24 protein-coding genes and 1 pseudogene are annotated in these 19932 nt (G+C 43.9%); all 25 read right to left on the bottom strand.

Annotation, left to right across the window (positions count from 1 at the left end; translation table 11 throughout):
• Positions 1-107: 107 nt before the first annotated feature.
• The gene (gene rpsB, locus ACXADE_RS09420) at positions 108-845 is read right to left on the bottom strand and encodes a 30S ribosomal protein S2 (RefSeq protein WP_074734064.1); all 738 of its coding nucleotides are present in this window, start codon (positions 843-845) and stop codon (positions 108-110) included.
• A gap of 146 nt (positions 846-991) precedes the next feature.
• Positions 992-1471, bottom strand: a complete 480-nt coding sequence (locus tag ACXADE_RS09415) for a hypothetical protein (protein WP_474980221.1) — start codon at positions 1469-1471, stop codon at positions 992-994.
• Between the two features lie 40 nt (positions 1472-1511).
• A complete protein-coding gene (locus ACXADE_RS09410; protein ID WP_474980220.1) occupies positions 1512-2288 on the bottom strand; it encodes a FliA/WhiG family RNA polymerase sigma factor in 777 nt (258 codons plus the stop codon).
• A 45-nt stretch (positions 2289-2333) separates the two neighbouring features.
• The gene (locus ACXADE_RS09405) at positions 2334-2642 is read right to left on the bottom strand and encodes a hypothetical protein (protein WP_474980219.1); all 309 of its coding nucleotides are present in this window, start codon (positions 2640-2642) and stop codon (positions 2334-2336) included.
• On the bottom strand, positions 2642-3139 hold the full coding sequence (locus ACXADE_RS09400; RefSeq protein ID WP_474980218.1) for a chemotaxis protein CheD: 498 nt from the start codon (positions 3137-3139) through the stop codon (positions 2642-2644). The genes ACXADE_RS09405 and ACXADE_RS09400 overlap by 1 nt, the downstream gene beginning before the upstream one ends.
• Entirely contained in the window at positions 3132-3776 is a 645-nt protein-coding gene (locus tag ACXADE_RS09395) for a chemotaxis protein CheC (RefSeq protein WP_474980217.1), read from the bottom strand. Before ACXADE_RS09395 ends, ACXADE_RS09400 begins: the two co-directional genes overlap by 8 nt.
• On the bottom strand, positions 3769-4236 hold the full coding sequence (locus ACXADE_RS09390; protein ID WP_474980216.1) for a chemotaxis protein CheW: 468 nt from the start codon (positions 4234-4236) through the stop codon (positions 3769-3771). The genes ACXADE_RS09395 and ACXADE_RS09390 overlap by 8 nt, the downstream gene beginning before the upstream one ends.
• A 15-nt stretch (positions 4237-4251) precedes the next feature.
• Positions 4252-6258 carry a chemotaxis protein CheW gene (locus tag ACXADE_RS09385; RefSeq protein ID WP_474980215.1) on the bottom strand — a complete coding sequence of 669 codons (2007 nt, stop codon included), beginning with the start codon at positions 6256-6258 and terminating at the stop codon, positions 4252-4254.
• 4 nt (positions 6259-6262) lie between these two features.
• On the bottom strand, positions 6263-7318 hold the full coding sequence (locus tag ACXADE_RS09380) for a protein-glutamate methylesterase/protein-glutamine glutaminase (protein ID WP_474980214.1): 1056 nt from the start codon (positions 7316-7318) through the stop codon (positions 6263-6265).
• A 4-nt stretch (positions 7319-7322) separates the two neighbouring features.
• A complete protein-coding gene (locus ACXADE_RS09375; RefSeq protein ID WP_474980213.1) occupies positions 7323-8183 on the bottom strand; it encodes a MinD/ParA family protein in 861 nt (286 codons plus the stop codon).
• On the bottom strand, positions 8176-9276 hold the full coding sequence (gene flhF, locus ACXADE_RS09370) for a flagellar biosynthesis protein FlhF (RefSeq protein ID WP_474980212.1): 1101 nt from the start codon (positions 9274-9276) through the stop codon (positions 8176-8178). Before flhF ends, ACXADE_RS09375 begins: the two co-directional genes overlap by 8 nt.
• The gene (flhA, locus tag ACXADE_RS09365; protein ID WP_474980211.1) at positions 9273-11306 is read right to left on the bottom strand and encodes a flagellar biosynthesis protein FlhA; all 2034 of its coding nucleotides are present in this window, start codon (positions 11304-11306) and stop codon (positions 9273-9275) included. Before flhA ends, flhF begins: the two co-directional genes overlap by 4 nt.
• Positions 11307-11324: 18 nt before the next feature.
• Positions 11325-12410, bottom strand: a complete 1086-nt coding sequence (flhB, locus tag ACXADE_RS09360) for a flagellar biosynthesis protein FlhB (protein ID WP_474980210.1) — start codon at positions 12408-12410, stop codon at positions 11325-11327.
• A gap of 5 nt (positions 12411-12415) precedes the next feature.
• The gene (fliR, locus tag ACXADE_RS09355; protein ID WP_474980209.1) at positions 12416-13192 is read right to left on the bottom strand and encodes a flagellar biosynthetic protein FliR; all 777 of its coding nucleotides are present in this window, start codon (positions 13190-13192) and stop codon (positions 12416-12418) included.
• A gap of 1 nt (position 13193) precedes the next feature.
• On the bottom strand, positions 13194-13463 hold the full coding sequence (gene fliQ, locus ACXADE_RS09350) for a flagellar biosynthesis protein FliQ (RefSeq protein ID WP_474980208.1): 270 nt from the start codon (positions 13461-13463) through the stop codon (positions 13194-13196).
• A 15-nt stretch (positions 13464-13478) separates the two neighbouring features.
• Positions 13479-14143: pseudogene (gene fliP / locus ACXADE_RS09345) on the bottom strand (flagellar type III secretion system pore protein FliP).
• Positions 14136-14798 carry a flagellar biosynthetic protein FliO gene (locus ACXADE_RS09340; RefSeq protein ID WP_474980207.1) on the bottom strand — a complete coding sequence of 221 codons (663 nt, stop codon included), beginning with the start codon at positions 14796-14798 and terminating at the stop codon, positions 14136-14138. The pseudogene fliP and the gene ACXADE_RS09340 overlap by 8 nt, the downstream one beginning before the upstream one ends.
• 14 nt (positions 14799-14812) lie before the next feature.
• A complete protein-coding gene (locus tag ACXADE_RS09335) occupies positions 14813-15175 on the bottom strand; it encodes a response regulator (RefSeq protein ID WP_474980206.1) in 363 nt (120 codons plus the stop codon).
• Between the two features lie 28 nt (positions 15176-15203).
• Entirely contained in the window at positions 15204-16400 is a 1197-nt protein-coding gene (fliY, locus tag ACXADE_RS09330; RefSeq protein WP_474980205.1) for a flagellar motor switch phosphatase FliY, read from the bottom strand.
• A complete protein-coding gene (fliM, locus tag ACXADE_RS09325; RefSeq protein WP_474980204.1) occupies positions 16393-17394 on the bottom strand; it encodes a flagellar motor switch protein FliM in 1002 nt (333 codons plus the stop codon). The genes fliY and fliM overlap by 8 nt, the downstream gene beginning before the upstream one ends.
• 32 nt (positions 17395-17426) lie before the next feature.
• Entirely contained in the window at positions 17427-17825 is a 399-nt protein-coding gene (gene fliL / locus ACXADE_RS09320) for a flagellar basal body-associated protein FliL (protein WP_474980203.1), read from the bottom strand.
• Positions 17826-17839: 14 nt separating this feature from the next.
• On the bottom strand, positions 17840-18055 hold the full coding sequence (locus tag ACXADE_RS09315) for a flagellar FlbD family protein (protein ID WP_474980202.1): 216 nt from the start codon (positions 18053-18055) through the stop codon (positions 17840-17842).
• 40 nt (positions 18056-18095) lie between these two features.
• Positions 18096-19010 carry a flagellar basal body rod protein FlgG gene (gene flgG, locus ACXADE_RS09310; RefSeq protein ID WP_474980201.1) on the bottom strand — a complete coding sequence of 305 codons (915 nt, stop codon included), beginning with the start codon at positions 19008-19010 and terminating at the stop codon, positions 18096-18098.
• Between the two features lie 79 nt (positions 19011-19089).
• Entirely contained in the window at positions 19090-19455 is a 366-nt protein-coding gene (locus ACXADE_RS09305; RefSeq protein WP_474980200.1) for a TIGR02530 family flagellar biosynthesis protein, read from the bottom strand.
• A gap of 1 nt (position 19456) precedes the next feature.
• On the bottom strand, positions 19457-19924 hold the full coding sequence (gene flgD / locus ACXADE_RS09300) for a flagellar hook assembly protein FlgD (RefSeq protein WP_474980199.1): 468 nt from the start codon (positions 19922-19924) through the stop codon (positions 19457-19459).
• Between the last annotated feature and the right edge of the window lie 8 nt (positions 19925-19932).

The raw sequence follows: 19932 nt of genomic DNA, 5'->3' as shown, positions 1-19932 counted from the left end.
TGATTGCATATAAGTATCACTCTTACATCCCTTGGAAGCAAGAGTGTTTGCGGATTTCTTTAAAAAAGGTGATAAAGGTATACCCCCTTATCACCTTTTGACCCTTTTTACTCTTGAGCAGCTTCTACTGCAGCTTCAGTTTCTTCCGTTGTTTCTGTTTCTTCCCCTTGTTTAGCTTCAAGGACAGCGTCAGCCATCTTGGAAGTCAACAATTTAACGGCACGGATTGCGTCATCGTTCGCTGGGATGACGTAATCGATTTCGTCTGGGTCACAGTTTGTATCAACGATACCTACAACTGGAATATTCAGTTTGTGAGCTTCAGCGATAGCGATACGCTCTTTACGAGGATCGATAACGAACATTGCGTCCGGAAGGCTCTTCATTTCTTTAATACCGCCTAGGAATTTAACAAGACGATCTTTTTCTTTCAGCATATCGACGACTTCTTTTTTAGGAAGTACATCGAATGTACCGTCTTCTTCCATGCGCTCAATGTCTTTAAGACGGTTGATACGCTTGCGGATGGTTTCAAAGTTTGTCAGGGTACCACCCAACCAACGTTGGTTGATGTAATACATGCCACAACGAGTTGCTTCGTCACGGACTGTATCCTGAGCTTGTTTTTTTGTACCTACGAAAAGGATGTTACCGCCGTCAGCAGCGACCTCTTTCACGTAGTTAAATGCTTCATCAACCTTCTTCACAGTTTTTTGCAGGTCGATGATGTAGATCCCGTTACGCTCCGTGAAGATATACTTCTTCATTTTCGGGTTCCAGCGGCGGGTTTGGTGTCCAAAGTGAACACCAGCTTCAAGTAGCTGTTTCATAGAAATTACAGACATGATAGTTCCTCCTGTTTGGTTTTTTTAGTATCCTCCGCCCTTTTCATCTTCTCTAGTGAACTCTTTTAGAAGAGCAACCTCACTTGAAAATCCAAAGGCGTGCGTATTGACACCGTCAGTAAATATATCATAACACACGTGTCCATTCAAGTTTTTTTCTCATGTTTTTGATGGAATTTAAGTAGTAATTCGATCTCTGTCTTCCCTTTGTCGGTTTTTTTCGCGATTTCTTCTATGCTATACCCTTTTTCTTTCCATTTCAGCACATGTGATTGAAAGGAGGGTTCATAGCTTTCTTCATCCTCCATGATGGGCGGGGAATAGGCGGGGGTGGTATCCTGCTCCGAGTGAGATTCAACTGCTGAATTCCTCTCGAAAGGGTTCCCCCTTTCCTTATACTGTCCCCGCTCTTCTGGACTTCCTTCCATAACCATTCTTTCCCACCGCTTGTTCTCTTCTTTAAGCTCATAGAGATAAGAAGTGAACAGGTCTTCAATTTCAGCAGCCACCTGCTCCTGTCTTAATTCGATTTCTTCCGTTCTGCGGATTTTCTTCATCATGATGGTTATTCCAAAAATAATGATTCCATCTATGATAAAGCTTAAAATTAATAAGTATACAGTCATTTCTTTCCCTCATTATTATTCAATAATCCGTTCAGGCTTCTCATTGGCTGACGATTTCCTGCAGGGCACTTTTTAACTTATAAATCGCTTTTGCGTGGATTTGAGAGATTCTTGATGTCGTTAATTCCAGGACCTGTCCGATTTCAGTCAGAGTCAGCTCTTCGTGATAAAACAGGCTGATCACCAGTTGCTCTTTCTCATTCAAACGTTCAATCTCCCTGGCCAACTCCTGATAATTCTCGTTCTTAATGACGGATTCGGATGGAGTGGTTGTATGGTCGTCAGGAATGGAATACCCGATCCCCTCCTTATGGTCCTCTTTCCCGTCGTTCGGCTTTTCTTCCATTGATAATACATTGGCAAACAAAGAGTCTTTCACGGTCTCTTCGACTTCCTCTGGTGTTATATGAAGAGCTTCTGCAATTTCACCGGCTGTAACCGGACGTTGTAATTGCTGTTCCAGTCTTTCCGTCATCTGTTCAATTTTCTTAGACCTGTCCCTCACAGACCTGGGGAGCCAATCTTCCTTTCGCAAGCCATCCATGATCGACCCCCTGATCCGGAAAGAAGCGTACGTATCGAATTTCAAGTCCCTTGTGCGGTCAAATTTTTTCAGGGCGTCATAAAGGCCCAGCATCCCTAAACTTCTCACATCATCTTTACTGACACTTTTAGGCAAATGAGCAGATATCCGTTGCACATGGTAGCTGACCAAGTAATCATATTGCTGCACCAGTTGATTGGCGGCTTCACTATCCTGTTCGTTTGCCCATAGATCCCACCACTGTTGTTCTTGAGGAGATAAACAGCTGGCCATTACAATCCTCCCCGTTCTTTTGATTTCCTTCCAATTCTAAAAAGCTCATCCATTTTCATTCAATAGTTCTCGAACCATTTTCGATGTTTCCTCAGCGCTGATACCTTCAAAGGAGTTTGACTGCTTCTGATTTTGGCTCATGCTTGAGGTTCCTTTTACGTGAAGCTTCCCTTCAGGTCTTGTTATAAAACTGACAACTCCACGAAACGCATAGGATAGACCGAAAAAAATGAAGAATACTACAGCTCCCCGGAGTACAGCTGTTTCCAGTGTCGTCACTTGGACACTGATGAAAAATACAAGAAAAAAACCGAAAACAGCCGCTGATAAATTCCAAAGAAGAGATCCTTTCATTAAATCACACGCTCCCCCTGATTCACGGTCCTGACATTAAGAACGCCCGTGGCAGGATCGAATTCGATCGTACGACCATTTCTTCCGCCTACATCCTCCCCCAAAATCGGGATTTTGTATGTTTGCAGATTCTCCTTTACCGCTTCTACATTTCTTGGTCCAATCCGCATCATGTCGTTGGTTGATGCAAATTGAAACATTTGTGCGCCGCCTGCCATTTTCGCTTTCAGACAATGACGGGAAGCCCCAGCCTCTCTAAGTCCTTCGAGCAGGTCTTCTATCGCTGTATCGGCATACTTTGCTCTTTTCAGCCCCTGTTTTTTCGCCATTGAAGCATCCGGTAACATAATATGAGCCATACCCGCCATTTTCTTCCATTCATCATAAAGGACTATTCCGACGCATGAGCCGAGCCCGGTGGTCTTGATCACATTAGGGGAGTGGACAACCCCCAAATCTCCGATCCCTATTTTCATGATCATTCCTTCCTTAATCATCTTCCTGGACTCCTAAGGAAGAAAAAATTTTTTTGTAAGAAGGTGGATCTGGAAAGAGGAAAAAATGCCCTTCCATCACTTCATTTTCTCCTCCATCACCATCTGTTAATGATGTCTGAATGACAATCGCTTGATCACTGACCTGTGATAGTTCCAATAACCCCACACTCAATAACGCGCCAGCCATGTCCTGCGAAACCGAAGGAACGGATGATTGCAGATCCAGGTGTGTCAAATCACAAAGGGCTGTCAAATAAGCGCCTGTTAAAATATTCCCAAGCTCCTGCAGAGCTGAAAAGGCAAAGGCAGGATCTTCTTCCATCTTCCCGGAGGAGTGAGTCATCAGCTCAACAAAATGGTGAGCTTGCGAAGGACTCATAATAAAAAACATCGTTCCAGGAGCTTCCCCTTCCATTCGTTGGAGAATGCCGATCACTTCTTTATCAGCGCCTCCAGCAAGGTCCATCACTTGGTTATAGTCCACGATTTCAACACCCGGTACATGCATTTCTATTTTCTTATCGAGCAGTTTGGATAATGAGGTGGCTGCATGACCTGAACCTATATTTCCGATCTCTTTCAAAACATCCAACTGGATGGGGCCAAATGCTTCATTGATCGCCTCGGAATCAGACATAGAGATTATTCAATTCATGTACATCCTCTTTAGAAAGGACTTTTTCTAAATCTAATAATATGAACAAACGTCTGTCCATTTTAGCTACTCCTTGTATATAGTCGGCTTCCACTGTACCGATGACTTCAGGTGGGGGTTCGATGCTTTCTTCCGCCAGGTCCAGCACATCATTTGCCGCATCCACAATGAGACCGACATTCATTTCATTGATTTTCACAGTTATAATTCTTGTCGCTTCGGTTTCCTCTACTTCTTCGATCCCGAACCTTTCTCTCAGGTCGATGACAGGAGTAACCACACCTCTTAGATTTAACACGCCTTTTACAAATGGTTTCGTCCCCGGGACGCGCGTAATCGGCATCATCCGCTCAATAGAACCGACAAGTTCCACCGGTACGGTATATTCTTCATCATTGATTTGAAACACGATCACTTTCAAATGGCTGTTTTCTTTCGTCATTTTACTGCCTCCCCTTTATTTGATTAATGCATTACTATCTAGGATTAATGCGACTTGGCCATCTCCCAGAATGGTTGCTCCGGAAAGAGCGAATGCACCGGATAAATAGTCGCCCAGAGATTTCAAGACAACTTCCTGCTGGCCAATGAAAGAATTAACGACGAGGGCAGCCATTTTTTCGCCTTTCCTTACCATAACGACAGAGTAGTAGTCATCCTCCTCTAACGTTTCCGGGACATTCAATACGTCTTTCAAAAAGATGAGAGGAACGACTTTTCCTCTAAAGTCGATGACTTTTTTATTATGAGCATGCAGAATCTCTTCTTTTTTCACAATTGCAGTTTCAATGATGGAGGAAAGAGGAATGGCATACTTTTCTTTCTGTACTTCCACAAGCATGACAGAGATGATGGACAACGTAAGAGGAAGTTGAATGGAAAAGATGCTTCCCTGGTCCGGCACTGAGTCTACGGAAATGCTTCCCCCAAGGGACTCAATTGTGTTTTTCACAACATCAAGCCCTACCCCTCGTCCCGATACATCTGATATGGTGTCTGCCGTAGAAAAGCCGCTTTCCATGATCAAGTCGAAGACTTGAGAATTCGTCATAGTGGACGCCTGATCTTCAGTGACCACTCGATTTTTCACAGCTTTTCGAACCACTTTATCCCGATTAATTCCTCCACCGTCATCTGATATTTCTATGAAAACGTGGTTTCCACTATGGTAAGCTTTCAGCTCTAATTTCCCTGTCGAAGACTTCCCTTTGGCTTTTCTTTCTGCCGGTCCCTCGATCCCATGGTCAATCGCATTCCGAATCAGATGGACAAGCGGGTCTCCAATTTCATCGATGACTGTCCGGTCCAATTCTGTTTCCGCACCAACGACATTCAGATCGATTTTTTTGTTCAAATCCTTGGAGAGTTGACGAACCATCCGCGGGAATCGATTAAACACTTGTTCAACAGGGACCATGCGCATATTCAGGATGATACTTTGGAGATCTCCGGAAATTCTGGTCATCCGTTCAACGGTTTCCTGGAGTTCAGTGTGTTTCATGTCGTTAGAGATTTGTTCTAGACGTCCGCGGTCGATGACAAGCTCTTCAAACAAGTTCATAAGAGCGTCCAACCGGTCAATATTGATCCTTATCGTCTTATTCCCAACCTGCTTACCGTCTTTGTCCGCTTTTGGCTCTGGTTTTTTTTCTTCAGCGTCTGCTTCTCCCCTGGTCGGTGCAGGTACTTGTTCTTCCTGCACGTCTTCAGGTAACTCATACGTTTGTACGTAGACTTCTTCAATCTCAGAAACTTTTTTGATTTTATTTTCCAAGTCTTCCGGAGAGTCTTCTGAAATGAGAAGAACATGAAAGGATTGTTCAAATTCTTCATTTTCCAATTCTTCTACAGGAGGAGAGGATTTAACGACATCGCCGGACTGTTCCAAAATTTCAAAAACCATATAAACACGGGCAGCTTTCAGAAGACAATCTTCTCTTAATACAACTTCAATTTGGAAATTGTTTTTTCCAAGTTCCATAGATTGTTGCAAGGCTGTTTTTGTGTATTCATCGACTGTCAGAAAGTAGTCCGTTTGGGATTTATCATAAGTATTCTCTTTCACAGCAGCATCCGCTATGCCACCGCCTTCTTCAATCGTTTTTAGAAGTTGTACTACTCGATCGACGTTTCTCTCCCCAGACCCGCCCTCTGCGATATCGATGACCATTGCTTCCAGGTCATCCACAGAATCGAATACGATATCGAGAATCCCTTCATCCACCTTCACCTTTTCGTTTCGGACGGCATCCAGGACATTTTCCATTTTATGCGTCAAATTGGAAAGATCCTGGTACCCCATCGTAGCTGACATCCCTTTCAATGTGTGGGCAGACCTGAATATTTCATTGACTATGGTTAGATCCTGAGGATTCTTTTCCAAATGTAACAGTTGGTCGTTGATGGATTGCAAATGCTCTTTACTCTCATCGATAAACACTTCCAAGTACTGATTGGTTTCCATAGAACTACCTCCTTGTAATTTGCAGAGATTCAACGATACCTTTACTGATTTCGTTCAATGCTTTTACATCATCGGCCAGCCCTGATTTAATAATGGCTTTAGGCATGCCGTATATGATGCAACTGCTTTCATCTTCTGCGATGGTAAAATTGTTGGTCCCTAATTGTTCCTTCAATGCAAGTACACCCTCCAGACCGTCGGCTCCCATCCCAGTCATAATGACAGAGGTAACAGAAACAGACGAAAGGTTTGCCACGGACGAAAGCATGACATTGACAGAAGGTCTGTGACTATTCACAGGACTCGATTCATCCAGTTCAATAACCAGACGTCCATTCTGTTCTGTCACGATCATGTGAACACCACCCGGGGCAATGTAAGCGGTCCCGTTATGTATTTCCTCCAGATGCTCCGCTTCTTTCACATTAATTTCTGAAAGACGGTCAAGTCGTGCAGCTAATGACTTTGTAAATCCTTTGGGCATGTGTTGAACAATCAAGACGGGTGCGGGCAGTTGAGCAGGCAAAGAAGTTAAGACTTCCTGCAACGCCCTCGGACCACCTGTCGAGGTACCGATGGCAATCAAATGATCTTTCCGTACCTTCTCTTTTTCAGGGACTTGAATACGTTCCCTCTTATGTTCAAATGGCCCCTTTACGCTGGCATCCCCAGCAATAAGAACTTTACGGATGACTTCCTTTTCAACAACCTCCATGTCCAATGAGATGGAACCGGAAGGCTTTTGAATGAAGTCAACAGCCCCGAGACTGATCGCTTTCATCGTACTTTCAGCACCTTGCTTCGTCAGGCTCGACACCATCACTACAGGCAGAGGGGAAATCTGCATGATTTCTTTTAATGCTTCCAATCCATCCATCATGGGCATTTCAATATCCATCGTCACCACATCAGGTTGGAGGGTACCCAGTTTTTTCATACAATCCTTGCCATTTCTTGCTGTTCCTACTACATGTATCCGCGGATCTTTTGTTAATATATCTGTTAAAATACGCCTCATAAAAGCCGAATCATCGACGATTAACACTCTGATTTTCTTCATTTTTCTACCTCTCAAAAACGAATCTTTTCAATTTATCTACAAAGGTCCCAGTATCGGTCTGCTGAAAAATATCTTCATTCAGGTATTCACGCACCACCTGTTCAAGAGCACGGCTCACCTTACTTTTAGGGTGCTCCAAAACAAAAGGATTCTGATGGTTCACAGCTTCAAGAACAGATCGGTCATCAGGAAGAATGCCGAGCAGATGAACCTCAGACTGAAGAAATCTTTTGACAACATGCGCCAGGCGATCAAACGTAGATTTCCCATACTTCTCATGGAGTGATCGGTTGATAAGCACTTTTACAGGAAGGGTTTTATCTTTCTGAATAAGATGCTTAATCATTGCGTAACCATCCGTAATAGACGTCGGTTCCGGGGTCGTTACAACAATCGCTTCATCAGCCGAGCGGATGAAGCGAAGGCTGTCCTCAGTTGCTCCCGCTCCCATATCAAACAGGATATAGTCAAAGTGATGAGTTAACTTTTCGAATTCTTTTTGGAAATAAGAAAATTTACCACGATCAAGTTTGAATATTTTTGAGAGTCCTGACCCTCCTGCTATAACAGACAGGGAGCCCGGTCCTTGTTCAATGATGTCATGGACAGAAGCATCTTCTTGGAACAAGTCGACAAACGTACGTTTTGGGGAGATCCCCAATAGAATATCGATATTTCCCATTCCTATATCCAAGTCAAAAATCAAAACTTTTTTTCCACATTGCTGAAGTTTTATAGCAAAGTTGATACAGAAATTGGACTTTCCGACCCCACCTTTTCCACTGGCTACAGCAATGGTCCTTGCTTGAGAAGGTTTTCTCTGCCCGGTCACCCGGCGTCGAAGAATTTCAGCCTGATCAGTCATCTATGAATCCCTCCATAACTTCCCGGGCAAGACCCATAGCCGATGCCTCTCTAATATCATCAGGGACATCCTGACCATCCGTCATGAAAGCAACACCAATGTCATGGTCGAGAACCATATTGAGAGCGTTCCCTTTTCGGGAGGTTTCGTCGGTCTTCGTAAAAATCAATTGATGGATGGGGATCGCTTGAAATTGTTTAAAAATCTCGGTCATATCCGGGTATTTACTGGTAAGCGCCAGGACTAAGAAATTCTTCGAATCCTCGTCAAAATCAACCATTTTTTGCAGTTCACGGATGAAAGCAGCATCCCTGAAATTCCTACCCGCCGTATCCACAAGAACCAGATCAAAATCAACGAAGCGTTCTTTCGCCTTCTTATAATCTTCCAGCGTGTAAGCCACTTCTAAAGGAACATCCAAGATTTTCGCATAAGTTTTCAACTGATCGATTGCTGCAATCCGATAGGTATCGGTTGTGATGAATCCTACTTTAAGCTGATGGTTCAACGCCGCATCGGCAGCCAGCTTTGCCAGTGTCGTCGTCTTCCCCACCCCTGTAGGTCCTACTAGATGAATGAATTTTTTTTCGAAAGTTGGAGCACCAAATTTCTTTTCTTTCAAAGAGTCATAGATTAGCATTTTAAGACGGTCGGCAATATACGAAAGGGATGAATCATTCCCTGCCTCAGCCATCACACTTTCCATCAGTTCCTTAGCCACATCCTCTGTGACCTCTTGATCTATTAAAAACTGGTAAGCCTTCTCGAGGGGTTCAGGTAAGATTTCCCTATGATTATGATCCTCGATCAAAGACCTCAATTGTTTCAGCTCATCCATAATTTCGCGGTTCGAATCATTGGAAACTTCAGTTCCATCCGCCTTCCCAGGTTCAAATTTATCATTTCCGAGTGGGTGCTCATCCTCAGGATCCATGGCTGCAATGACTTCTGTGACCTCTTTTTTAAACATCCCGAGGAAACCACCTGATTTCTTCACTTTTGAATTTAAAATTACGGCGTCTTTGCCCCACTCGCTTCTCACTTTTTTCATAGCTTCAGGCATTGTAGGAGCCTGGAACTTCTTCACTCTCATGCTACATTCACCACCCCTACACTCTGTACTTCGACCGTCGGATCCAACTCATTAAAGGATAAAACCACGACCTGCGGAAGAAAACGATCCAACAGTTGTTTGATATACATTCTGACAGCTGGTGAACAGAGCAAGATCGCTGTCTCTTCCTGCAAAGAAACCTGCTCTACTTGTTCAGCTACTGCTGTGATGATACTTTGCTGACTTTCGGGATCAAGGGCCAAATAGCTGCCATGTTCCGTTTGTTGAATATGATCGGCGATGATTTTCTCGACTTTTCCCGAGACGGTTATGACACGAATCAGCTGTTCCTCTTTCTTATACTGGTTTGTTATTTGAGAAGCCAGAGACTGTCTCGCATATTCGGCGAGAAGTTCTGTATCGTTTGTCATTTTGGCAAAGTCAGCCAAAGTTTCGAAAATGACTGGCAGGTTTTTTACAGATACATTTTCCCGTAAAAGCTTAGCGAGGACTTTTTGGACATCCCCAATGCGCAGCGGGTCAGGAGTAACTTCTTCGACCAGAATCGGATAAGATTCTTTCAAGTGGTCTATCAACTGCTGAGTCTCCTGCCTTCCAAGCAGCGAATGAGCCTGTTGTTTGATGACCTCTGTTATATGAGTGGACACGACAGATGGTGGATCAACGACCGTATACCCGGACAACTCCGCTTCATCTTTCATTTCCTCTGAAATCCACTTCGCAGGAAGTCCAAAGGCGGGTTCCTGTGTATCGATTCCATCGATTCCATCATCATCATCCCCAGGGCTCATTGCTAAATAGTGATCCAGTAAAAGTTCTCCTCCAGCTACGACGTTCCCTTTCACTTTCAGTCGATATTCGTTTGGGTTGAGCTGGATGTTGTCTCTGATTCTAACAACAGGGATGACGATTCCGAGTTCAATCGCCAGCTGCCTTCTAATCATGACTATACGGTCAAGGAGATCGCCTCCCTGGTTCGTATCGGCAATCGGGATGAGCGCGTATCCAAATTCAAACTCAATAGGATCCATACTGATTAGATTCACTACACTTTCCGGCGACTTCATTTGATCACTCTCTGCCTCGTCCAGTTCTTCAGGTTCATCATATTCCGGTTCTGCTTCCTGCCTGGATAGCCAATATCCCCCGAAGGCAAGAACACCTGCAATCAAACTGGTGAGAAAAATCGGGATCGGCGTAAGCCCAAGAAGGAAAATGGTCGCTGCTGCGATGTAAAGAAGTTTCGGGTATCGGAGCAGCTGACTCGTAACATCCGTACTCAAATTCCCTTCTGAAGCAACTCTGGTGACGACAATACCTGTAGCGGTCGATATGAGAAGGGCAGGAATTTGGCTGACGAGCCCGTCCCCTACTGTCAGACGCATGTATGTGTCGATCGCTTCTGTGAATGACATGCCCATTTGAACCATACCAATAATCAATCCAAAGATGATGTTGATCAATACAATGATGATCCCTGCAATGGCATCTCCTTTCACAAATTTACTCGCACCATCCATCGCCCCATAAAAGTCCGATTCATTTTCAATTTTTTCTCTTCGTTCTTTCGCCTGATGCTCGTTGATCATTCCAGCATTCAAGTCAGCGTCGATACTCATCTGTTTTCCGGGCATCGCATCCAAAGTGAAACGTGCTGCCACTTCAGATACTCTTTCTGCCCCTTTCGTTATGACAAGGAATTGGATAATAACCAAGATTACGAATACGACAAACCCGACGAGCGGATTACCACCGATAACAAATGTTCCAAATGTCGCAATGACTCCCCCAGCTTCCGCTTCAGAAAGAATGGAACGGGTGGTTGAGACATTCAACCCGAGCCGGAATAAAGTAAGCAATAATAGCAATGTCGGAAAGACGGCGAACTGGAGAGCTTCGTCCATATTCATGGACACAAGAATGACGATCAGGGCGAGGGTAATGTTCACGAGTATAAAAAAACTAAGGAGCCACCCCGGCAATGGTATAACAAGCATGACTATTATGAGGATCACGCCGATGAGTACAGATAAATCTCTTGCTGACATATGGGTTATACTCCTTTCTTACATTTTTCTTTCCAGTTGATAAACATAAGCCAGCACTTCAGCGACCGCTTTATAAAACTGCTCATCAATCGGCTGGTCGACTTCAGAATGCTGGTATAAAGCCCTTGCAAGCGGACGGTTTTCCACAGTAACCACATCGTTTGACTTGGCCACTTCCTTGATCTTCAAAGCGATGAAGTCGACGCCCATGGCAACAACATAGGGAGCATCGGACTTTGCATCGTCATATTTTATTGCAATCGCATAATGGGTAGGGTTGGTAATGACGACATCGGCATCCGGCACCTCACTCATCATTCTAGCCGCAGACATTTGTCGCTGCTTTTCTTTGATTTTGGCTTTTATTTGGGGATCCCCCTCCATGTTTTTGTGTTCATCCTTAATATCCTTTTTAGACATGCGGATGTTTTTCTCATGGTCGTATTTCTGATATGTATAATCCAGAACAGATAATAGCAACAAAGCCAAAGCAGAAGCGAGACCCATGATTGTCGTAATTGTCCCGAAGAAAGCCAGAGCATCTTCTACTGATTTTTGCGACATCATCATCATTTGGTCTTTGTTCACCCAGATGATGCTGAACGTAATCACACCCACCATACTGATTTTCAATAGAGACTTCAGAAGTTCTACTAATGCACGAGCAGCGAATATCCGCTTAGCACCTTTGATGGGATCCAGTTTTTTTAAATCCATTTTCAAAGGCTCTCCCGTAAACATAACGCCCACCTGCATGAGGTTGGAGGCAATTCCAGCAACAATAGCGACACCCATGATCGGAGCGATGACTTTGGAGATCTCAACTGTCATCTCTACAAACAGGGAATGGGTCTGTTCCTGTGATAAATCTTTATGTATATACTCATTGAAGGCAACTTCATACATCCCTGTCATTGTTTCCCCCATGTTTCCTCCAAATATGAAGAGCATGCCGAAGATGAGAATTAAGAGGAATCCAGTGTTTACATCCTGGCTTTTCGGCACCTGCCCTTTCTTCCTTGTATCCTCACGCTTTTTCGGTGTAGCTTTCTCCGTTTTTTCATCTGCTGCAAAATACTGAAGATTAAGTTTTAACATCACCATAGTTCTCAACCTCCGAATACCTGCATAAGTCCCCGCATCGTGTGGAGCATCGTGTCAAACAGATTCCCGATCAACATCACATAGAATGTCATGGCGATCACAAGTACAGAAAGCGCTACAAAAATTTTCAATGGAAGGCCGACAACAAATACGTTCAGTTGAGGGACGGTTCTCGCAATAATACCAAGCGCAATATCCACTAAGAATAAACACCCGACTATTGGGGTCGCCATTAAAAAAGCAATGACGAACATCTGATTAAACGACTGTATGACATAAAGAATCCAGCCTTCTTCTTTTAAAGGGAGGAACTGGTCCATGGCGATCATTTCATAACTGTAAAAGATACCGTCGATCATCAAATGATGTCCATCAACTGCTAATATGAATAGCAGCGTAATAATATAGAGGTATTGTCCAATCAACGGACTTTGCGCCCCTGTCTGAGGATCAATGACATTGGCAATGGCAAACCCCATCTGAAAATCAATGAACCCCCCGGCTATTTGAATCGCTGCAAGAATGATATAGGCTAATAGTCCAACCCCGATTCCGACAGCCATCTCCTTGAATAAAAGTAGAAAATACTCGGCATCAATGATCAATTCCGGCTTAGAGACTGTAAAGTACATGATTGCTGCCAGAAAAAAACTAAAGGCAACTTTATGTTTGGTTGGAACTGTCCGATATGAAAACAAAGGCAGCGTTACGAAAAAGGAAGTCACCCTGACAAATATCAGGAGAAACGCTGGTAGGTTAGCCAGGTTTATAGTGTCCAGCATGTTATCCCACCAGTATATTCAGATTGTTAAAGATATTAGCGGTGAATTCGACCATGTGCGTCAGCATCCAAGGTCCGAAAACAATTAAGCCGATCATTACCGCCACAATTTTCGGTATGAAAGCAAGTGTCTGTTCCTGAATTTGAGTCGTCGCCTGGAATATGCTGACGAGTAAACCAATCGCCAGGGCCAAAATCAATAACGGGCCAGATATAAGGAGGACGGTATAAATACCTTCTTTGGCAAACGATATGACCATATTACTGTTCATGCTCTAACCTCCGATCTAAAAGCCTTCTAATAAAGATTTTGAAATTAAATACCAGCCATCTACTAATACAAATAAAAGAATTTTAAAAGGCAGAGAAATCATGACAGGCGGCAGCATCATCATCCCCATCGACATAAGAACGCTGGCAACAGCCATATCGATGACGAGAAATGGGACAAAAATCATGAATCCCATTTGAAAGGCCGTTTTCAATTCACTTATGGCAAATGCAGGGACCAGAGTCGTTAATGGCACATCCTGAATACTGCTGGGGGCTTCCATTCCTGAATAATTCATAAATAAAGCCAGATTTTCTGTCTGGTATGTTTCCCCATGAACTCTTTCATCGGCTCACTGGCTTCATCATAAGCTTCATCAAGCGTGATTTCTTCATTAAACAACGGGGTTAATGCTTGTTCGTTCACTTCTTGAAAAGTAGGAGCCATGATAAAAAATGTAAGGAATAACGCAATACCAACGAGCACCTGGTTAGGCGGCATCTGTTGAGTAGCCAGTGAAGTCCTTACAAAGGACAAAACAATCAATATCCTTGTAAAACTCGTCATCAGAATTAAAATTCCCGGGGCTAGCGAAAGGACCGTGAGTAACAATAATAATTTGACAGAAGTCGCTACACTTTCCGGGTCGGAACTTGAGAAGATATCAATGAATTCATTCATGCCCCGAATCCCTCCTCTTCTCATCCATCACTTTCTTCCGTTTTTCTTTCATATCTTTCAATTGATTTTCAAATAACTGTTGAAATTGAACAGAGGATTGACTCTCCCTTTTCTGCTTTTCATTCCACTTTCCCGTCCATTTTTTCAAATCAAAAGATGGAGTCTGTCCTGACTTCGTTTCTTGATTCATAAATGTTTCTTTCGTTTTTTCTTCTGTAATTTCTGTAATAATCTGTACATTTTCACCAACACCCAGGATGAATACCTGCTCTCCGATCCGGACAGCTTGTATAGAGCGGCTGGGACCGAGATTCATCCCTCCCAGGTTTTCCATCGTTCGATTCTGATGAAACAATTTATTTCTTTGATTGAAAAACTTCAACAGACCATAGATCAGAGCCACCACAAAAATTAAAGCGAATACGAGTTTGACGACATTCCATATGAGGCTTCCCCCTGCATTCATTTCAACCGTAGTGTTCTCTGTCGGCTGTTCTTCATTACTGCCTTCACCTTCAGGTGAAGGACAACCCTCGAGCTGAGGGTTCTCCAAACATTCATAGGCAGAAGGCTGTGCAAATGTTTCCGAAGGGTAAAAACTGACCATTATTAAGAACATCACGGCCGCAATTGTCACTCTTGTTGTTGAAGACATAAACATCCCCTGCTTTAACTTAACGCTTTTTGGATAGCCTCGATTACTCGGTCAGCCTGGAATGGTTTAACGATGAAATCTTTAGCTCCCGCTTGAATGGCATCTACTACCATAGCCTGCTGTCCCATAGCCGAACACATAATAACTTTAGCGTCCGGATACTCAGCCTTGATTTCTTTCAAAGCTGTAATTCCATCCATCTCAGGCATTGTAATATCCATCGTAACCAAGTCCGGTTTTTCCTCTTTATAAAGTTCTACCGCTTTTCTCCCGTCTTCTGCTTCCCCTGCAATTTCATAACCATTTTTAGTCAAAATGTCTTTCACCATCATTCTCATGAATGCCGCGTCATCTACAATTAATATTCTTTCTGCCATTTTAATTCCTCCCTATTTACACTTAAATTTATCTTAATTTGGTCAAACGTTCTTTGGGACTCAATATATCCGTCACGCGTACCCCAAAGTTTTCATCGATGACAACTACTTCACCCTTCGCCATCAATTTTTCATTGACATGGATATCTACAGGTTCTCCAGCAAGCTTATCCAGTTCAAGCACGGAACCTGATGAAATTTCCAATATTTCTTTGACGGAACGCTTTGTCCGTCCAAGTTCTACGGTCACTTTCAAAGGGATGTCCATCAACATATCCAGATTTTTTTGTTCTGTCCCATTCAATTGGATGGGGCTGAAACTTTGAAATTCTGCGGTCTGGACATCGGCATCATCAGCGGACTGACCAGCAGGTCCACCTACGTATTGCGGAGAGCGGGACTCAGTGCTCTTGGAAGGGGGCGTTTGAGGATCCGCTCCCTCTTTCTTCCTCACGGAGGTTTCATCCTGAGGAAGAGCAGAATTCTGAGTCTCCTGTTGTGACGTTTCTGCTTTTGGAGGTTCACTTTCTTCTCCACTTTCCTGAGGAGGGTTCATTAATTCCTCGACAAGTTCTTTAGCGAAACTCACCGGGATGAGCTGCATGATGTTAGAATCGATCAATTCTCCGATTCGAAGCTGGAAGGATACCTTTACAAGGACACCCTCGTCCGGAATTGTGCTCTTCCCTGCTTCTTCTTCTAAGTCGAGCACATCGATGGCCGGTGGGGAGATATCCACCTTTTTATTGAAAATCGTCGACATACTCGTGGCGGCTGACCCCATCATCTGGTTCATCGCTTCCTGTACCGCACTTAATGCAATCTCATTCAACTGCTCGTCTGGATCCGAACCGTCCCCACCGAGCATTAAATCAGCGATAATCGCCGCATCCATCGTACGAATGACGAGTACATTCTCACCTGAAAAACCATGAGTATATGTAACACCTATCGCTACATGAGGCTTTGGAAATTCATTCGGTAGATCTTTTCTTTCCAGCACTGAAATTTGTGGAGTCGTAATATCAACCTTTTGGTTCAATAATGACGACAATGCTGTTGCCGAACTTCCAAATGAAATGTTTCCGATTTCACCTAAAGCATCCTCTTCTAGAGAAGATAAATCTTCTTCTGTCGATGCGGAGGGCCCGTCATCGTTGTCGCTGTCACCCCCACCGTTCAATAGTGCGTCAATTTCATCCTGGGATAACATATCATCACTCATTTTCTCCGGCACCCCCTTCATATTCCTCTAAAACTTGAACGGCCAGTTTATTTTTAGATTTGCCTGGCTGTATATAAAACTTCACTTCGTCATCCACTTTCATCTTCAACGGTTCCTCGATGGATTGATCCAAACGAATAACATCGTTCTCGTCCAAACCGAGGAATTGTTCGATACTGATATCAGCTTCACCAAGCAGTGCCCTAACATCTAACTCCGCCTCTTTGATTGTGTGGCTGATCGCCTGATATTCATCAGGGTCTCGCTCTTTCGGTTTCTCTTTCTGCATCCAGTAATGCACGGATAATCTCGGAATAATCGGTTCAAGGACTACGTGCGGAATGCAGATATTTATCATTCCGCTTGTCTCCCCGATCGTCGTATTCAACGAAACTACAACTACCGTCTCATTTGGTGAAACCATCTGCAGAAATTGTGGATTCACTTCAAATTCTTCCAAAAGGGGATCGATATCGACAATAGACCCCCAGGCTTCCTGATAATTTTCCAAGGATCGCTCAAATAGGTGGGACATGATTGTCGTTTCAATTTCCGTCAGATTCTCCACCTTATTGACACCGCTCCCTCTTCCTCCCAATACACGGTCCATCATGGCATATGATACATTGGGGTTAGCCTCCAATAGTATCCGGCCTTCAAGGGGAGGTACGCTGAAAATGTTCAGGATCGTCATCGTAGGAATTGATCGAATGAACTCTTCATAAGGCAGTTGATCTACAGATGCGACTTCGATGTTTACATACGTCCTCAGCTGTGCAGAAAAATATGTGGTCAACAACCTGGAAAAATTCTCATGGATCCTCGTTAAACTTCTTATCTGATCTTTGGAAAAACGGAGCGCCCGTTTAAAATCATAGACTCTTACCTTTTTTTCCTTCTTTTCATTCTTCAGCTCTTCTGCATTCATTTCTCCCGTTGAGAGGGCTGAAAGCAGAGAGTCGATCTCATTCTGCGAGAGAACGTCTTCTGCCAAAACCTCATCCCCCTTTCTTACTACTTTTTTGTTTACTGCAGAACTTTATTGACAGTATAGACTTCTGTCACTTCACCTTCTGACATGAACTCGTTTAGTTTTAATTTGACCTTGGATTCAAGGTCTGACAATCCTGATTTGAAAGTCTCGGAATCCATGTTGGATAATTCTTTGATGAGCACATTCTGCATCTGGAAGTCTCGTTTCTCAAGTTCTTCAACCGAATCTTTACCATCCGTTACGATCCGGAAACTGATCCTCACATAATCTCCATTTTGCAGGTCTGTAGTAATTTCTTCTGTCAGTATGGAAGCTTCCCGAATTTCGTCTATTGATCGTTCCCCGCTCGCTTCACTTTCACTGTTTAAGTTCATCACGAAGACCAGGGCGATGACACCGATGACCGTCAGAGTACTCAACGTTATCACCATCACTCTGAATCCCTTCAATGATTTTCACCATCCTTATTTGACGCACGGGCCAGCCCGATTTCTTTGTAAAAGCGAGTGATTTTCTCCACTACTTCCTCTTCACTCTCCTTAACCAGAAAGGTTCGTCCCCTCGTCGTCATCACTGTCGTATCAGGGTTTGATTGGATCTGCTCAATATAAATGGCATTGAACGTGAACGTCTGGCCATTCCATTTAGTTAAAGTAATCATAATAGCAGGGAGGGGCGACCATCCGCCCCTCCACCCCCTCTTATCGTTTCAGATTGACGAGTTCTTGAAGGATTTCATCAGATGTCGTAATGATTCTCGTATTCGCCTGGAACCCGCGCTGGGCCGTGATCATTTCAGTGAAGGATTCGGCAAGGTCCACATTTGACATCTCAAGTGCCCCTGATACCATCTGCCCCGTGCCATCCTGACCTGCGACGAGGAGGTTGTTGATTCCCGTAATAGGTGTTCCGGCATTTTCAGTGTAGCGGAAGGAATTTCCACCGACCTTTTCTAACCCACTTGGGTTGGAGAAATTGGCCAGCATGACTTGTCCTGCTATTTGCGGGTTACCGTCTTCATCGACATAATTGACAGTCCCATCTGTTTGTATGCTGAAACTTTGGGCTGTATCAGGTATGGTGATGATTCCCGGTGCATTACTTCCACTACCATCTGTAATGGGTTGACCGGCATTATACGGTTGTCCAACTAAATATTTCCCATCATTACTGACAATTGCGCCATCAGAATCAAGATAAAAGTTGCCGGCACGAGAGAAAGTTGTATTCACATTACCTAGGTCAATCGTTTTTGCATTTGTATCAATCAAATCCGTTCCTGCTTCGGCAAGTACGAACATCCCGTCTCCTTCAAGAGAAAGGTCAAGCGGACGATTCGTCGTTTGCCGATTTCCCTGTGTATGGATCGTATCGATAGAACCAACCTGAGACCCAAGACCGACCTGGGATGGGTTCAGTCCACCTCGCACGTTTCCACCGGCACCTGCAATCGGTCCCTGTGCATTGGACATCGTCTGGCTCATCATGTCCTGAAATGTGACCCTTCCCTTTTTGTAACCATACGTATTGACGTTTGCAATATTGTTCCCAATCGTATCAAGTTTCGTTTGAAAACCTTTCATACCAGAAATCCCTGAATACATTGAACGTAGCATAGTCGATTTTCCCTTCTCCAGTAGATTCATCCGCATCCTTCATTCAGCGGATGGCAAGGCCTCCCTTTCCGGGTCCAGCCTATTCGTTAATAAAGATCGTTCCATTGATATTCGTAAAAATATGAGCATTTGTTTCTTTACGGTCCATAGCCGTTACGACTGTTCGATTTTTTGAGCTGACGACAAGCGTGGCTTCATTCAATACAACCAAGGATTGGTCGACCCCTTTCTTGTCTGCTTCAGCCATCTTGTCCCCGATTTTCAGCCAGGTCTTATCACTGATTTCTATTTTGCGTTCATGGAGACGCTGGACAGCATGTTTACTCAATTTCAGTTCTTTTGCTTCCTGCAGGTACTGTTCAAAAGCGGAGCCTGTCTGTTTATTTACGGTGCGGTTAGGCGAAGGGGTCAACGGCCTGTGCAAAGGTTGGATTCGAGGGTCCATATTATTCCTCTTCTGATCCGGCTTCTGCTGCTTCGGCCCATTCACTTACTTTAGTAATCGCTCCTACTGAAATTTCATCACCCGATGTCAGTTCCAAATAAGTTTGGCCTCCTCTTTGGTTTACAGCCTGAACAACATCAGTCTCAGTCCTGTCCAGCAAACCTGTTTCCTGATCGTAAACGGGGTAGGAGACTTCCTTCCCTATCAATCCACTGTACTGAATAAGCGGCGGGAGACTCTGGGTGTCCATGAATCTTTGAAAAGACTGGGACATATTGGTCATCTGTTCCAAGCTTGAAAATTGCGTCATCTGTGATATAAACTCTTTATCCTTCATGGGGTCCAAAGGGTTTTGGTTTTGTATTTGAGCCATGAGAATTCTTAAAAAATCATCTTTGCCAAGGGTACTGTCACCAGAACGACGAGTATGTGTACTTGTCAGATAAAGAGACGAATCAATACTTGTCATACCATCAC

The sequence above is a fragment of the Halobacillus sp. ABR2_026 genome (assembly GCF_056158545.1).
Note: the sequence above shows the minus strand (reverse complement) of the source record. Positions and strands in the feature narration are given on the sequence as shown.

Bases quoted from the DNA above. Each gene is read 5' to 3' on its own strand.
- rpsB (WP_074734064.1), bottom strand. From the start codon at position 845: ATGTCTGTAATTTCTATGAAACAGCTACTTGAAGCTGGTGTTCACTTT.
- ACXADE_RS09415 (WP_474980221.1), bottom strand. From the start codon at position 1,471: ATGACTGTATACTTATTAATTTTAAGCTTTATCATAGATGGAATCATT.
- ACXADE_RS09410 (WP_474980220.1), bottom strand. From the start codon at position 2,288: ATGGCCAGCTGTTTATCTCCTCAAGAACAACAGTGGTGGGATCTATGG.
- ACXADE_RS09405 (WP_474980219.1), bottom strand. From the start codon at position 2,642: ATGAAAGGATCTCTTCTTTGGAATTTATCAGCGGCTGTTTTCGGTTTT.
- ACXADE_RS09400 (WP_474980218.1), bottom strand. From the start codon at position 3,139: ATGATTAAGGAAGGAATGATCATGAAAATAGGGATCGGAGATTTGGGG.
- ACXADE_RS09395 (WP_474980217.1), bottom strand. From the start codon at position 3,776: ATGTCTGATTCCGAGGCGATCAATGAAGCATTTGGCCCCATCCAGTTG.
- ACXADE_RS09390 (WP_474980216.1), bottom strand. From the start codon at position 4,236: ATGACGAAAGAAAACAGCCATTTGAAAGTGATCGTGTTTCAAATCAAT.
- ACXADE_RS09385 (WP_474980215.1), bottom strand. From the start codon at position 6,258: ATGGAAACCAATCAGTACTTGGAAGTGTTTATCGATGAGAGTAAAGAG.
- ACXADE_RS09380 (WP_474980214.1), bottom strand. From the start codon at position 7,318: ATGAAGAAAATCAGAGTGTTAATCGTCGATGATTCGGCTTTTATGAGG.
- ACXADE_RS09375 (WP_474980213.1), bottom strand. From the start codon at position 8,183: ATGACTGATCAGGCTGAAATTCTTCGACGCCGGGTGACCGGGCAGAGA.
- flhF (WP_474980212.1), bottom strand. From the start codon at position 9,276: ATGAGAGTGAAGAAGTTCCAGGCTCCTACAATGCCTGAAGCTATGAAA.
- flhA (WP_474980211.1), bottom strand. From the start codon at position 11,306: ATGTCAGCAAGAGATTTATCTGTACTCATCGGCGTGATCCTCATAATA.
- flhB (WP_474980210.1), bottom strand. From the start codon at position 12,410: ATGGTGATGTTAAAACTTAATCTTCAGTATTTTGCAGCAGATGAAAAA.
- fliR (WP_474980209.1), bottom strand. From the start codon at position 13,192: ATGCTGGACACTATAAACCTGGCTAACCTACCAGCGTTTCTCCTGATA.
- fliQ (WP_474980208.1), bottom strand. From the start codon at position 13,463: ATGAACAGTAATATGGTCATATCGTTTGCCAAAGAAGGTATTTATACC.
- ACXADE_RS09340 (WP_474980207.1), bottom strand. From the start codon at position 14,798: ATGTCTTCAACAACAAGAGTGACAATTGCGGCCGTGATGTTCTTAATA.
- ACXADE_RS09335 (WP_474980206.1), bottom strand. From the start codon at position 15,175: ATGGCAGAAAGAATATTAATTGTAGATGACGCGGCATTCATGAGAATG.
- fliY (WP_474980205.1), bottom strand. From the start codon at position 16,400: ATGAGTGATGATATGTTATCCCAGGATGAAATTGACGCACTATTGAAC.
- fliL (WP_474980203.1), bottom strand. From the start codon at position 17,825: ATGGTGATAACGTTGAGTACTCTGACGGTCATCGGTGTCATCGCCCTG.
- ACXADE_RS09315 (WP_474980202.1), bottom strand. From the start codon at position 18,055: ATGATTACTTTAACTAAATGGAATGGCCAGACGTTCACGTTCAATGCC.
- flgG (WP_474980201.1), bottom strand. From the start codon at position 19,010: ATGCTACGTTCAATGTATTCAGGGATTTCTGGTATGAAAGGTTTTCAA.
- ACXADE_RS09305 (WP_474980200.1), bottom strand. From the start codon at position 19,455: ATGGACCCTCGAATCCAACCTTTGCACAGGCCGTTGACCCCTTCGCCT.
- flgD (WP_474980199.1), bottom strand. From the start codon at position 19,924: ATGACAAGTATTGATTCGTCTCTTTATCTGACAAGTACACATACTCGT.